Raw genomic sequence first — 13,122 nt, 5'->3', positions numbered from 1 at the left:
GACACTCACCCCCGCTCGAACGCCTGCCTCGGCAGCGGCGGCAGCGTCGCCTCCAGTGTGCGCACGGCGGCGTCCATGTCCACCGAGGCCACCGACTCATGCCCCCGCAGCAATTGCTCCACCAGCACGTCCTGCGCCCGACCGCGCTCCAGCGCATACGCGTACGGAAGATGGGTAAAGGTGACCATGCGATAGCGCGGCAGGTAATGCGTGGGCGAGCGCTCGGCCAGCAACGCGCCAAGCTCGCGCTTGCGCAGGTAATGCGGATCGGCGACCGAATCGCGCATTTCCACGTAGTTTTCCAAGGCCATCTGCGCGATGGCGTCGGCATTGGGCTTGCGCCGGCGCTCGAACTCCGCGAACACGGCCGCGGCGTCGCCGGGCTGGGCGGCGAACAGGTCCGCCAGTTCCGCCGCGTCTTCGAAGCCGCAATTCATGCCCTGCCCATGGAAGGGCACGATCGCGTGCGCGGCGTCGCCGATCAGCAGGGCCCGTCCGCCGACATGCCAGCGGTCGAGGTAGAGCGTGCCGAGGGTACCTACGGGATGCGCCGCCCAGTCGGCCGCGAACTCGGGCATGAGGGCCAGCGCATCGGGAAAATCGGCGCGGAAAAACGCTTCCGCGGCGCCCGCGCCCGCGATCGTGCGGAAGCTGGGGTGCTCGCCGTCGTTGGGCAGGAACAGGGTGACGGTGAAGCTGCCTTCGCGGTTGGGCAGCGCGATGCACATGTAATGCCCGCGCGGCCAGATGTGCAGCGCGTTGCGCTCGATCGCGAAGGGCGCGGCGGGATCGCTTCCCGGTGGAATTTCCAGTTCCTTATAGCCATGGCCCAGTTCCTCCACGCGCTCGCCCAGCGACGCATGCAGGTGCATGGCGGCACGCAGCGCGGAGCCGGCACCGTCCGCGCCGATGACGATGGGCGCCTCGACCGTGCGTTCCACGCCGTGGTCATCGCGCAGCGAGAGCGTGCCCGCGCCGAGGTCCGCGCCGACCAGACCCTGGTCGAAATGCACGGTGGCGCCCGCCGCCTCGGCGGCGTCCAGCATCAAGGTATTGAGGCCGCCGCGAGACACGGACCAGATCACTTCGGAATCGTCCACGCCGTAGCGTTGCAGGCCGCTATGGCCCGCGGGATCGTGGACCATGCGCCCTCGCATCATCACCGCCTGTTCGAGCACGCGATCGGCGAGGCCGGTGGCGCGCAAGGCATGCAGGCCGCGTTCGGCCAGAGCGAGGTTGATCGATCGGCCGCCCTGGAAGCCCGCCTTGCGGGGATCGGAGCGCTTTTCGTAGACGGTGACGCGGAAACCGCGCTGGGTGAGCAAGGTGGCGACCAGGGCGCCGACCAGTCCGGCGCCGACCACGGCGATGTCGTTACGGGGCATGGAGGCCTGCATCCGGGCGCGAGATATTGCGGGGCAGCGCATCGTGCGCCGCAGCGCCGCCGGGGGCAAGCCCGCGACGGCGGGGCTTCTTAGCTGGGTTTCTTGCCCGTGCGGGCAGCGGGCCGGACGGGTTCCGCCGGCTTGGCCGTGGCGGCATCGAGGAAGCCGCGCTGCATCGATTTCCAGACGTCGAGGTTACGCTCGGTCATCTCGTTGAGCATGGACCAGGGCGTCTGGCCCATCAGGCTGTTCAACTGGTTGCGGAACTGTTGCTGCTGGTCGAGGAAGACCTGCAGGCTGCGCTCCAGGTACGGCCCCATGAAGCCCTGCAAGGAGTCGCCGTAGAAGCGGATGATGTGAGAGAGCAACTGCGGCGACAGCATGGGCTGGCCGTGCTCTTCGTGCTCCGCGATGATCTGCAGCAAGACGGAGCGGGTCAGGTCTTCACCGGACTTGGCGTCGCGGACCTCGAAAGTTTCCCCGTCGAGCACCAGCTGGCGGACTTCCTCCAGCGTGATATAGCTCGAGATTTCCGTATCGTAGAGACGACGGTTCGGATACTTCTTAATGATGCGTAGGGTTTGTGCCATGCGGCGAAAGCTACCACGAGGTATTGCGCCGCACCAGTTGCGGCAACTGGCCGTAATCGTTTACGGATTTCACATTCGACGTTTGGATCGATTTAGCTAACTTTGTTTTAATGTGCTGCCGCGCCGCCCGCGTTGCCGAACGGCGGCTTCGCCAGCCAGAGGATCGGGATCAGGGCGAGGAAAAGCAGCGCGCACCCCCAGAACACGTCGTTGACCGCCAGCGTGGCCGCTTCCCGGGTCACCAGTTGGTCGACCACCGCGAGTCCCGGCTTGCCCGGAATACCGAGCGAGGTGAGCTTCTGGGTGAACGCCGTGGTCGCCGGCGATGCCTGCGTCACGTACTCGGTGAGCGAGGCATGGTGCGATTCGGTGCGATGCTGCCACAGGGTGACGGTCACCGCGGTGGACACGCTCGAAGCCAGCGTGCGGCAGAAGTTCGCCAGTCCCGATGCGCCCGCGACCTGGTCCGGGTTGAGGCCGGAGAGGAAGATCTGGTTGAGCGGGATGAAGAAGCACGCGATCGCGATGCCCATGATGAAACGCGGCAACACCAGCGTGGCGAACGATGCGCCGCTGTTGAACTCCGAGAACCAGAACGCGGTAAAGGCGAACACGATGAAGGCGAACGTCACCACCGCGCGCAATTCGAGCCGCTGGATGTTCTTGCCGATGAACGGTGACACCAGGAAGGCGAGGATGCCCACCGGCGCGGTGGCGAGGCCGGCCCACGTCGCGGTGTAGCCCAGCGTGGTCTGCAACCACAGCGGGAACACCACGTTGATGCCGAAGAAGGCGAGCATGCCCAGCGATAGCGCGGTGACGCCCACGGCGAAATTGCGCCGCGTGAACAGCGAGAGATCCACCACGGGATGCTTCGCCGTGAGTTCCCATATCACCAGGAAGACCAGGGCCACGAGCGCGACGAGTCCCAGGGTGAGGATCATCGGCGAGGCGAACCAGTCGTGGTCGTTGCCGTTGTCCAGCATGAACTGCAGCGAGCCCACGCCGATCACCAGCAAGGCCAGGCCGACGGTGTCGATGGGCGCGCGCATGATCTTCGTCTCGCGGTGGCGCAGGATGCTCCAGGTCACCACGCCGGCGGCGGCACCGACCGGCACGTTGATGTAGAAGATCCACGGCCAGGAGAGATTGTCGGTGAGGTAGCCGCCCAGGATCGGACCGAAGATAGGCGCCACCACCACCGTCATCGCCCACATCGCCAGCGCGATGCCTTGCTTGGTCTTCGGATAGCTGGCCAGCAACAGCGACAGCGACAAGGCCACCATGGGCCCCGAGCCCGCGCCTTGCAGGAGACGGAAGATCACCAGCATCGGCATGCTCGTGGCCAGGCCGCAGAGCATGGAGAACGCGACGAACAGAGCCACCGATACACAGAACGTGCGCACTTCACCGAAGCGTTTCGCCAGCCAGCCCGTCAGCGGCTGCATGATCGCGCTGGCCAGGGCGTAGGAGCTGATCGCCCACGTGCCCTCGCTTGGACTCACGCCGAGGCTGCCCGCGATATGCGGCACCGCGACGTTCACGATCGTCATGTCGAGGATCTCCATGAAGGTGGAGAACGCGACGGCGATCGTCAGCAGGACCAGCGGCCCGCCATGCAGCGGCTTGGGACCGTTGGCGGGGGCGGCATCGGGAAGGGCGGCGTCGTCGCTCAAGGCACGTCGGCTCCGAGATTGTCACGGACGATGGCGTTAGCGGCGGCATCGGCCTTCGCGGCGACCTCGTCGTACACCCGGGTCTGCGCGACGGGCGTCGTGGACGGTTGCCTGGCGAGCACCTCACCCTTGTCGTCGGTGATGTCCACCGTCACGGCGGTGGACAGCCCGATACGCAGTGGATGCTTGTCGAGGTCTTGCGGGTCGAGCGCGATACGCACGGGCACGCGCTGCACGACCTTGATCCAGTTGCCGGTGGCGTTCTGCGCGGGCAGCAGCGAGAACGCACTGCCGGTACCGGCGCCCAGGCCCACCACCTTGCCGTGGTATTCCACGCCGCCCCCATAGATATCCGCCTCGATCTTCGCGGGCTGGCCGATGCGCACGTGGCGAAGTTGGCTTTCCTTGAAGTTCGCGTCCACCCACAGATCGTGCAGCGGCACCACGGTCATCAGTTGCTGGCCGGGCTGTACGCTGTTGCCGACCTGCACGCTGCGCTGGGCGACGTAGCCATCGATCGGGGCGACGATCGCGTTGCGCTGCGCGGCGACCCAGGCCTGGCGGAAATTGGCGCGGGCCTGCTCCACGGCGGGATTGCCCTGCACGTCGCTGCCGTCGACCAGGGCGCGGGCGGCGTCGGCCTGGCGCTGCGCGGTGTCGAGCGCGGACTGCGCGCTGGTGACCGCATCCCGTGCGTGTTGCACTTCCTCGGGCGCCACGGCCTTTTCAGCGAGCAACGGCAGGCGGCGCTTGAGGTCGTCCTGCGCGCGCTTGAGGTCCTGTCGCCGGGCGACGAGCGAGGCGTCCGCGCCGGCCGCCGACTGCGTCTGCTGGCGCACCTGGCGTACCGCCTGGGCAAGCGCGCTGCTGGCCTTGCGCAGGGCGACGTCGGCATCGGTGGGATCGAGCCGGACGAGCACCTGCCCGGCGTTCACCCGCTGCGTGTCGTCGGCATAGACGCCAACGACGATGCCCGGTACCTGGGCCGAGATACCGACCTGGTTGCCGCCGACATAGGCGTCGTCGGTGGTCTCCCGCGTGGAGAAGACGAACAACCAGAGCAGGACCCAGGTGATGGCGGCGAGGACGAAGACCGTCAGGGCGATCAACAGCGCGCGGGTGCGCTTGCGCTTGTCCTTCGGCGCGTTGCCGCCATCGTCCTGGGCGCGCGGCGTGTCGGTGGAATTGGCGCTCATGGGCTCGTGGCTCCGTTCGTGCGAGGCGTGGAAGGGGAAGCGATGGTTTCGGCGCGGTATCCGCCGCCGAGGGCCTTGATCAGGGCGACGTCGGTGGCCAGGGCCTGGCCATGGAGGTCGGCCTCCATGTCCTGTTGCTGGATCAGCGCGGCTTCGGTGGCCAGCGATTCGCGATCGTCGCGAACGCCGCGTGCGGCGCGGGCATGGGCGCTGGCGAGCAAGGCGTTGGCGGCCTCGACCTGCGTGTCCTGTTGTGCGCGCCGGTCGGCGATCTGCTGCGCGCCGAGCGCCTGCGTGGCCACGTCGCGCGCGGCGCTCGCCACGGCGGCGTTGTACTGGGCGACCGCCGCACCGAGTTGCGCGCGGCTGACACCGTGATTGGCTTCCAGCGCGCCGCCCTCGAAGATCGGCAGGTGGATCGCCGGGGTGAGGGAAAAGACGCGACTGTCGGCCGAGAAGACCTTGTCCATGTCGATGCTCGACAGGCCGGCCATCGCGCTCAGGCTCACGTCGGGGAAGAACTGCGCGCGCGCCGCGTCCGTCTGGCGCAGCGCGGCTTCCACCTGCCAGCGGCTGGCGGCGATATCGGGCCGGCGTGCCATGAGGTCCGTGCCGGCGTCCGTGGGCAGCCCGGGTGTCACCGCCGGCAGCGGTCGTGGCGTCAACGCGGGAAGCTCGGCGGGCGACACGCCCACCAGGGTGGCGAGCGATGCGCGGCGGATATCCGCCGAACCCTGCAGGGCGACGCGCTGCTGCCGTGCACCGGCCAGTTCGGCCCGCGCCTGCTGCGCCGTGTCGGGTACGTCCACGCCCTGTTTCACCCGCAGTTCCGCGATGCGCAAGGCACGCTCGCGCGCGGCGACGAGGCGATCGGCGAGGGCGACACGGGACTCGTCGGCGAGCCATCCGAAATAGGTATCCGCGACCACGGCCTGGATGTTGAGCGAAGCGGCCGAGCGTTCGGCTTCGGCGGCGCGTGCGCTGTCGATCGCGGATTCGATCGTGTAGCGCTTCTTGCCCCACCAGTCGAAGTCGTAACGTACCTGGATGCCGAGGTCGGCCTGGTTGTACCAGGTGAAACCGAGGAATTGCGAAGGAATGAGGCCGTGCTCGCTCATCCGCTGGCGGGCGACCTGGCCGCTGCCATCGACGCGCAGGCCAGCCTGGGCGGCAGCGACGCGGATGTTCTGCTCGGCAGACTCGACCCGGGTTCGTGCCTGCGCGAGGTCCGGCGCACCGCGCAGCGCGAGGTCCATCAGGGTGTCGAGCTGCGGGTCGTTGTAGACGCGCCACCAGTCGGCAGCGGGCCACCCGGCGCGGGTGCCGGTGGCAAGGCCGGCCAGGGGTCCCTCGTCGCGCAGCGCCGGACGGTCGATCTTCGCCGGTACGTGGCAGGCCGCGAGCAACACGGCCACCGTGCCTGCGAGCAGGGCGGGGCGGAGCGATATACGAATCATGGGCTGGCGTCCGTGTCGACCGTGCGGTCGATGTGCAGGGCGAGTTTCTTGAGCAGCTTCTCGAAGGTCTTCCGTTCCGTGGCGCTGAAGCAGGCGAACGATTCCGCCACGGCCGGGAACATGGGTGGCAGCAGCTTGGCGACGAAACGCCGGCCGGCTGGCGTGATCCGCAGCAACACCTGGCGCCGGTCATGCGTGGCGTGCGAGCGGGAGATGAGGTCGCGCTTGGCCAGCACGTTGGCGATGCGCGTCATGTTGGTGGGCTTCTGCTCGGCGAGCACGCAAAGCTCGCCCGGCGTGGCGCTGCCGTCCTCGCTGCTGTACAGCATCATCAGCGTGCGGAAATCGCTGTCGTTGAGGCCGTGGGGCTTGAGCTTGCTCTCGAACTCACGCAGCAGGGCGCCGGCCGTCAACATCAGCAGGCGCACGAGGATCACCTCGGACTTCGGCAGCTCCGGGATACGGTCGGCGACGCGGCCGACTCCCTCGTAGAGCGCATCGACACAAGGTTGGAGGCTGGACATTTCGCTGGATAATAGTTCGCTGGTGAACTATCAGGCTAGCAAGGATTCCGGTGGGTCCGCAAGCTGCCGGCAGCGTCGGGGATCGCAAGCCACGGGTTGCGCTAAAGCCCTGGTGAATCCGCCGGATAGGACCGGCGGGGCCGAAACCACGTAGCGAAAGCAGGGCGTCTACGATTCGCCGTCCTTGCTCTTTCGTCGTTGCGGGCGTTATCTGGTCTCTCCCGATCCATCAACTACTGAACAAGGACTGTCAGATGAAAACGGCAAGGCTCATTCCCAAGGAGCTCATTGAGGCGCAGTGGCGGCGGACGCACGAAGGCCGCATGCCCGTGGCACGGTTGGAAGCGTTGGCCGCGCCCGACAGGACAGTCGATCCTGGCATCGATATTTACCCTCTCTTCGTCGCGGCGTTCGAGGCAGAGGGCGGGGCCGCGGCGGGTCAGGTCATTCGCTTCGCCGTGCGGGAGGACGATCCGGCGAATCCCACGGGCACGGCGTTCCTCGCGGATGGTGTATCTGCCGCCGCCGGCTATGGCATGACCGACAGCGCTGGCGTGGTCATGCCCACCGAGTCGCTACGGGCGGGCATGTCGCCGGGAGTGGTGTTCGTTCGGGCGACCGCACCCCTGAGTGGTGGAGAGGGCATCCATGCGGACTACACGATTCGGGTTTCCGATGCGACACCGGCGCAATTCAAGATTCTGAGCGGCGGCGACGAATCGTTCCAGGTGGGCACCGAGGTTCTCGTAGAAGCAATCGTTCAGCTGCTGGATGCGGCGGGAAAGCCGATTCCCTACGGCACGGTACGCTTTCACATCGAGGACCCGAATGGCACCCAATCCCAGCTGGAGTCTCCAGAGAATCCGATGGCTTGGATGGCCGTCCCCGTCGATTCCGAAGGAAAGGTCGGCTTTTACAGCATCGTGAGCGTGGGTGACGGCGCGCCGGGCAAGAGTTTCGCCATTCGCATGAGCCGCGATGGCAGGGCGCCGTACCACGATCTCACCTACAGGACGCTTGCCATCCCGGCGACGTGACCCCTGCTATCGATCGCAGGCGATCGGGCTTGACCTTTCGTACCTCTGACCTCTCTTGCGCGGGTCGATGGCGACTTGCCTCGATTCCGCGCTGCACATCCGTCATCTCCTGAATAAGGACACTTCAGATGAATGAACCCGTTGTCATCTCGCAGGCTCTCATCGAGAAACAGCGCCGGGAAAGAAGCAGGCGCCAGGAACCCGTGGCGCGATTGCAAGCATTTGGCGAGCTTGACAGGACGGTGGATCGCGACAGCGTGGTCTTCCCGCTTTTTGTCATGGCATTTGACGCGCAGGGCCAGCCGGCCGTGGGGCACGCCGTTCGTTTTGCCGTGAAGGACTCGGCGAACCCGACGGGAACGGCCTTCATCGTGGCGGGAATCCCTGTTGAGGATAGTTATGGATTGACGGACGGTTCTGGCGCTGTCATGCCGACGGACACGCTGTTATCCGGCATGACTCCGGGAACCGCTGTCATTCGGGTAACGGCGCCCGAAAGTGCGGGCGATGACGTCCATGCCGATTTCACGATACGGGTTTCCGACGCGACTCCCACCGCCATCAATATCTTGAGCGGTGGTAACGAGTCCTTCACGGCGGGAACTGCCGCTGTCATCGCGGCGACCGTGCAGTTGGTGGACAAGGTGGGTAAGCCGATAACGTTCGGTACAGTGCGGTTTCATATCGATGACCCCAACGGAACCCACTCGCAACTGACCTACGGGGGATACCCGGTAGTCTGGATAGAAGAAGCCGTCAATTCAGAGGGGATAGCCGCGTTCACCCACCTGGTTGGCGTGGGCGACGGGGCACCTGGTGCCAGCTTCGTCATTCGCGCCAGTCGTAACGGTAGGGAGCCCCATGGCGATCTCGTCTACCAGACACTTGCGCCCGGGGCGGAGTAAAGAGCCGGGAGGTTGGCAAGCTTCTCACAGCGCAAACAGACTCGTCGCGTTCGCCGTGGTCGCTGTCGCGATATCCACTTCGGGTTCGCCGCGCAGCCCGGCTATCGTTTTCAGCACGTCGAGCATGTAGGCGGGCTCGTTCCGCTCGCCGCGATGGTTCGCGCACGGTTGGTCGGGTGCATCGGTTTCCAGTAGCAACCACTGCAGCGGCATGTCGCTGACGATACGGCGGATGCGGTTGGCGCGGTCGTATGTAACCGGACCGCCGATGCCGATGTGGAAGCCGAGGTCGAACAGCTGCCGTGCCTGCTCCTCGCTGCCGGAGAAACTGTGCACGACACCGCGCAGGCCACCGATGCGGCGCAGCGTGTGGATGGTTTCCTCGAAGGCGCGGCGTGCGTGGACGATGACGGGCAGGTCGTGTTCCTTCGCGATGTGCAACTGGCGGACGAACAGGTCGCGCTGGCGCGCGGGGTCGAGGCCATCGACGTAGAAATCGAGCCCGATCTCGCCGACGGCCACCGCGCCGTGACCCTCCAGCCAGTCCGGCAACTCGTCGAGATGGGTATCGCGGTGGTGTTCGAGGAACAGTGGATGCAGCCCGTAGGCGGGGAAGACGCCGGGGCGGGACGAAGCCAGCCGCTCGACCCCTTCCCAGTTTCCGCGATCGATCGCAGGCACGACCCAGCGCCGCACGCCGGCTTCGGCGGAGCGGTCGAACATCCTGCCCCGGTCGCCGTCGAACGAGGCGTCATCGAGGTGGGCGTGGCTGTCTACGAGATCGAGCATGTCGGTGTGATGCCGGGATGAAGGGTGGAGGGAGTCTAAGGCGTCGTTCAGTTTACCGACTGTCAAATGTGACCGAGGCGACTTCCGGGTGATGGGGCTACGGCGCCATCGAGGTCGCTGACCTTTGTTAGGAGATTAGGGTTATGAGCAGGTTGAAAATTTCCGTCCTGAACGCTGGTTTGGGCGCGGCCCTGGTATTGAGCCTTTCCGCCTGCAACCGCGATGCGAATGCCGACATCGCGAATGCCCCGGCTCCGGCTCCCGAGACCGCCCCGGCACCCGCGCCCGAGCCGCCGGGTCCGAAGTATGGCCGCGTGGTCAGTGTGGACCCGATTCGCCAGGAGGCGTCGGCGCCGCAGCGGGAATGCCATGACGAGGTCGTGACACGGCGTGCCCCGGTCAAGGACCAGCACCAGATCGCTGGTACCGCCATCGGTGCGGTGGCCGGTGGCTTGCTCGGCAACCAGATCGGTGGCGGTAAGGGCCGCACGCTGGCGACGGTGGCGGGTGCGGTCGGTGGCGGCTATGCAGGCCACGAGATCCAGGAGCGCCGCCAGGAAACCAATACGGTGACCAGCACGGTCCGTAAGTGCAGCACCGTGTCGGCGGGCAGCAGCGACAAGATCGTGGCCTACGACGTGCGCTATGAGTACAAGGGCGTGACCCGCACGGTGCGCATGGACCACGATCCGGGCGATCGCGTGGAAGTACAGGAAGGCGTGTCGGTCGTATCCGACGCGCGTTGATCCACGAACCATTCACGAGGGCGTAAGCCATGCATAGCATCGTCCGCAAGATCGGCATCGTCGCCGTGGCCTTGGCCACGCTGTCGTTGTCCGCGTGTTACGAACAACCGCGTCGCGCATATCGCGAGGATCGCGTGGTGTATTCCGGTGCCGAGCGAGGGTGTGCGCAGTGTGGTGTCGTGGACGACATCGAGCAGGTCTACGTGCAGAGGGATTCCTCGCCCCTGGGTGCCGTGATCGGTGCCGTCGCCGGTGGCGTGCTGGGCAACACCATCGGCAAGGGCGACGGTCGTTCCGCCGCCACGGTGGGTGGCGCCGTCGTAGGTGGCCTCGTCGGCAACCAGGTCGGCAAGCGCAACGGCTCCGACGACGTGGCGTTCCGCGTGCGGATCCGCCTCGACGACGGCCGCTGGGCCACGGTGACGCAGCGCGAGGACCCACAGCTGCGGCGTGGCGATTATGTGGAGGTCCGTGGGGATCGCGTTTACCGGCGTTGATCGTTCAGCCGTAAAGACGTCCATAAAAAGCCCGCCTTATGGCGGGCTTTTTATATCGCCGTCACCAGTGAAAGCCGTCACCCGCGGGAATCGCCACCTGTGGGAGCCGCTTCAGCGGCGATCCCGCGGCAGTGGGCCAGGTTACCGCAAGCGCCATCGCCGGCAGGGTCGGCTCCCACCAGTCCAGTGGCGCCAGCAGTGCCAGCAAGTACTTTTACTTTTCTACAGGCAAAAAAAAGACCCTCATCCGAGGGCCCCTTTTCCCGGAGATCCCAAGCTGCCCGCCTGGATCTCTTTTCCCCCGCGCGTTCCTGCGTCAGTTGACGGCGTAGAACGCGTGGTCGCCTATCTTGCGAACGACCCGGCTGCTCGACCAGCTCGGCGCCACCGCCACGGTGGCGAAATGATCGGCCTGCGGTACGTAAACGAGGCGTTCGCTCTTGGGCAGGTTCCAGTTGTTCATGGAATCGCCGGCGATTTTCCATGCCTTGTTCCACGCGACGAGATCGTTGACCTCGAAATCCTTCGGCGTGGTGGTGATCGCGAACTGGCGCGGGGCCTTCACGACTTCACAGACATTGTTGCCACCCATGCCGCGATCGCGGCGGCGGAGGGCGACTTCCGCCACGGCATACTGGCCGATGGTCGGTTCACTGCGTGCTTCGAGATACACCGTCGTCGCCAGGCAGGTCTGGTCGGCGAGGTGGCTTGGAAGGACGGACGCCATCCAGAGCAAAGCGGAAAGTTTCATGTGTATCTGCCTCCAACGAGCTTTTCCGTCACTTGCGGCCTTGGAAGAGCCATGGGGGACGTATGAGCGGTAGACGGGCGGGCAGGCCGTTACTACCTGGACCAACCGACGACATCCGATACATGCAGAAACACGGATGACGCGGGCGTCACACACTGTGACTTAACTGGGCGGCTGTCCGGAGCCGCCCGGTATGGGGTGTCGCCGAATGAGTTCGGCTCACGACGCGCCATGGGGAGGCGCGTTACGTTGTGCTCCGGCGGGGGCCGGGTCGCGCCAGAACCGTCATCGTCGACGGATCGTCGCGGGTGTAACCGTGCGGTGATAGCACGGCCACGCAAATGGATCGGCGGAGCCTAGTGGCGCGTGTCGATTTGCGCAAGTGCGCGAGTGGTGTGGTTCAGCTTCGACTCACACACGTACATGAACATTTTTTTACGACGTTATCGCACGTTCATTCGGCAAACGTTGATAAGACATGTAGTTGTATACCCTGCGATTCAAGAGTCTCCGCCTGCGACATCGTGTCGTCCAGTACAACTAGTGATGTAGGCGAAGACGAGTACATGTTGTGCATCAACACGATGCCCACGTCACGTCCGTCAACGTGTAGTGAATGTCCTTCTTGCAGTGCAGCATCACTACGTACGATACGCAGGTGGCGTTTGTGACCGCCGAGAAAATGCAGCCTCGCGGCGATTTCCTGCCCGGGAAAACAACCCTTGTCGAACGCCACGGCATCGAGTCGTTCCATCGATAACGCGGGCGGAAGCAACATACCCAGCGCTTGCTCGGGAAGCCATGCGAAACCCTTGTCGATGTGTCGCGCGATCCACGCGTCGTCACCCTCGTGCATTCCGATGCGCAACGACGCGTCGCCTTCGCCCCATACCAGCGTGTCGTCTTCCTCGTATGCATCGCCATCGGCAACGGCCGTGCCATCGGACACGCGCAGTTCGCCGGACACATCGATCTTCACCTTCGAACGAAAGACGAAGCGCTTCAGGTCCGCGGCAAGCGATGACGCATCGCCGCCTCGCGGCATGACGACGTAGCGATCGTCGGCGAGGCGGGCGATCTGCAGCAGCGCGCGCACTCGTCCCTTGGGGTCCAGCCAGCCGCTCCACTGCCAGCGTCCGGTCGCGAGCGCCAGGACATCGCTGCTGAACTGGGCGTTGGCGAACGCACCGGCATCGGGGCCGGCGAGGGTGATGGTTCGAGTGGTACGGCTCGGCATGGGGGAGGCGCAAGGCAGGGTGGAGGGGTAAGATATACGGTCCAGCCTTGGCCAAACCAAGCCTTGCGGCTTTCGTCAAGGTTGTGCTGCCGTTGCACAGGTATTACGCTTTTAGGGCTTTATAACCATGTCCGACAATCCCTCCGAACCCCAGGACGCGAACGATTCCGCTCCGGCGAAGCCGCTCGTCACGCCGATCGCCCCCACGAACGGCGGACCCGGGGTCGAAAAAGCGCCCTTGGACCCCACGCGTTACGGCGATTGGGAAAAGAACGGACGCTGCATCGACTTCTGACGACCGGAAGGCGAGGGGGAGGCTGTCGGGCATCTAG

General features: G+C 65.5%; 14 protein-coding genes. 5 read left to right on the top strand and 9 right to left on the bottom strand.

Annotation, left to right across the window (positions count from 1 at the left end):
- Positions 1 to 5: 5 nt before the first annotated feature.
- The 6 genes from ACN9M2_RS11325 to ACN9M2_RS11300 form a co-directional block, all read right to left on the bottom strand.
- Positions 6 to 1,385, bottom strand: a complete 1,380-nt coding sequence (locus tag ACN9M2_RS11325) for an FAD-dependent oxidoreductase (protein WP_426284846.1) — start codon at positions 1,383 to 1,385, stop codon at positions 6 to 8.
- Positions 1,386 to 1,474: 89 nt separating this feature from the next.
- Positions 1,475 to 1,975: a polyhydroxyalkanoate synthesis repressor PhaR gene (gene phaR / locus ACN9M2_RS11320; protein ID WP_426284845.1), complete on the bottom strand. Its 501-nt coding sequence runs from the start codon at positions 1,973 to 1,975 to the stop codon at positions 1,475 to 1,477.
- 107 nt (positions 1,976 to 2,082) lie between these two features.
- Positions 2,083 to 3,651 carry a DHA2 family efflux MFS transporter permease subunit gene (locus tag ACN9M2_RS11315; RefSeq protein WP_426284844.1) on the bottom strand — a complete coding sequence of 523 codons (1,569 nt, stop codon included), beginning with the start codon at positions 3,649 to 3,651 and terminating at the stop codon, positions 2,083 to 2,085.
- Positions 3,648 to 4,847, bottom strand: a complete 1,200-nt coding sequence (locus tag ACN9M2_RS11310) for an HlyD family efflux transporter periplasmic adaptor subunit (RefSeq protein WP_426284843.1) — start codon at positions 4,845 to 4,847, stop codon at positions 3,648 to 3,650. Before ACN9M2_RS11310 ends, ACN9M2_RS11315 begins: the two co-directional genes overlap by 4 nt.
- Positions 4,844 to 6,304, bottom strand: a complete 1,461-nt coding sequence (locus ACN9M2_RS11305; protein ID WP_426284842.1) for an efflux transporter outer membrane subunit — start codon at positions 6,302 to 6,304, stop codon at positions 4,844 to 4,846. Before ACN9M2_RS11305 ends, ACN9M2_RS11310 begins: the two co-directional genes overlap by 4 nt.
- Positions 6,301 to 6,828, bottom strand: a complete 528-nt coding sequence (locus tag ACN9M2_RS11300; RefSeq protein ID WP_426284841.1) for a MarR family winged helix-turn-helix transcriptional regulator — start codon at positions 6,826 to 6,828, stop codon at positions 6,301 to 6,303. The genes ACN9M2_RS11305 and ACN9M2_RS11300 overlap by 4 nt, the downstream gene beginning before the upstream one ends.
- 254 nt (positions 6,829 to 7,082) lie before the next feature.
- Between ACN9M2_RS11300 and ACN9M2_RS11295 the strand changes: the two genes are divergently transcribed.
- Entirely contained in the window at positions 7,083 to 7,865 is a 783-nt protein-coding gene (locus tag ACN9M2_RS11295; protein WP_426284840.1) for a hypothetical protein, read from the top strand.
- A gap of 128 nt (positions 7,866 to 7,993) precedes the next feature.
- Positions 7,994 to 8,770 (top strand): hypothetical protein, encoded by a 777-nt coding sequence (locus tag ACN9M2_RS11290; RefSeq protein WP_426284839.1) that lies wholly within the window; start codon positions 7,994 to 7,996, stop codon positions 8,768 to 8,770.
- A gap of 24 nt (positions 8,771 to 8,794) precedes the next feature.
- Here the strand turns inward: ACN9M2_RS11290 and ACN9M2_RS11285 are convergent, their stop codons facing one another.
- Entirely contained in the window at positions 8,795 to 9,559 is a 765-nt protein-coding gene (locus ACN9M2_RS11285; RefSeq protein ID WP_426284838.1) for a TatD family hydrolase, read from the bottom strand.
- 143 nt (positions 9,560 to 9,702) lie between these two features.
- On the opposite strand from ACN9M2_RS11285, the gene ACN9M2_RS11280 reads away from it, so the two are divergent.
- The gene (locus ACN9M2_RS11280) at positions 9,703 to 10,305 is read left to right on the top strand and encodes a glycine zipper 2TM domain-containing protein (protein ID WP_426284837.1); all 603 of its coding nucleotides are present in this window, start codon (positions 9,703 to 9,705) and stop codon (positions 10,303 to 10,305) included.
- 29 nt (positions 10,306 to 10,334) lie between these two features.
- Positions 10,335 to 10,802 (top strand): glycine zipper 2TM domain-containing protein, encoded by a 468-nt coding sequence (locus ACN9M2_RS11275; RefSeq protein ID WP_426284836.1) that lies wholly within the window; start codon positions 10,335 to 10,337, stop codon positions 10,800 to 10,802.
- Between the two features lie 316 nt (positions 10,803 to 11,118).
- On the opposite strand, the gene ACN9M2_RS11270 is transcribed toward ACN9M2_RS11275, so the two are convergent.
- The gene (locus ACN9M2_RS11270) at positions 11,119 to 11,553 is read right to left on the bottom strand and encodes a cell wall hydrolase (protein WP_371024078.1); all 435 of its coding nucleotides are present in this window, start codon (positions 11,551 to 11,553) and stop codon (positions 11,119 to 11,121) included.
- A 454-nt stretch (positions 11,554 to 12,007) separates the two neighbouring features.
- Positions 12,008 to 12,790, bottom strand: coding sequence for a YgfZ/GcvT domain-containing protein (locus tag ACN9M2_RS11265; RefSeq protein ID WP_426284835.1), 783 nt, complete (start codon positions 12,788 to 12,790; stop codon positions 12,008 to 12,010).
- A gap of 127 nt (positions 12,791 to 12,917) precedes the next feature.
- On the opposite strand from ACN9M2_RS11265, the gene ACN9M2_RS11260 reads away from it, so the two are divergent.
- Positions 12,918 to 13,085, top strand: coding sequence for a DUF1674 domain-containing protein (locus tag ACN9M2_RS11260; protein ID WP_306846491.1), 168 nt, complete (start codon positions 12,918 to 12,920; stop codon positions 13,083 to 13,085).
- Positions 13,086 to 13,122 lie beyond the last annotated feature (37 nt).

This window comes from Luteibacter sp. E-22 (assembly GCF_049913125.1).
Classification (GTDB): Bacteria; Pseudomonadota; Gammaproteobacteria; order Xanthomonadales; family Rhodanobacteraceae; genus Luteibacter.
The sequence above is the reverse complement of the archived record's forward strand: the minus strand, read 5'-3'. Positions and strand labels throughout refer to the sequence as shown.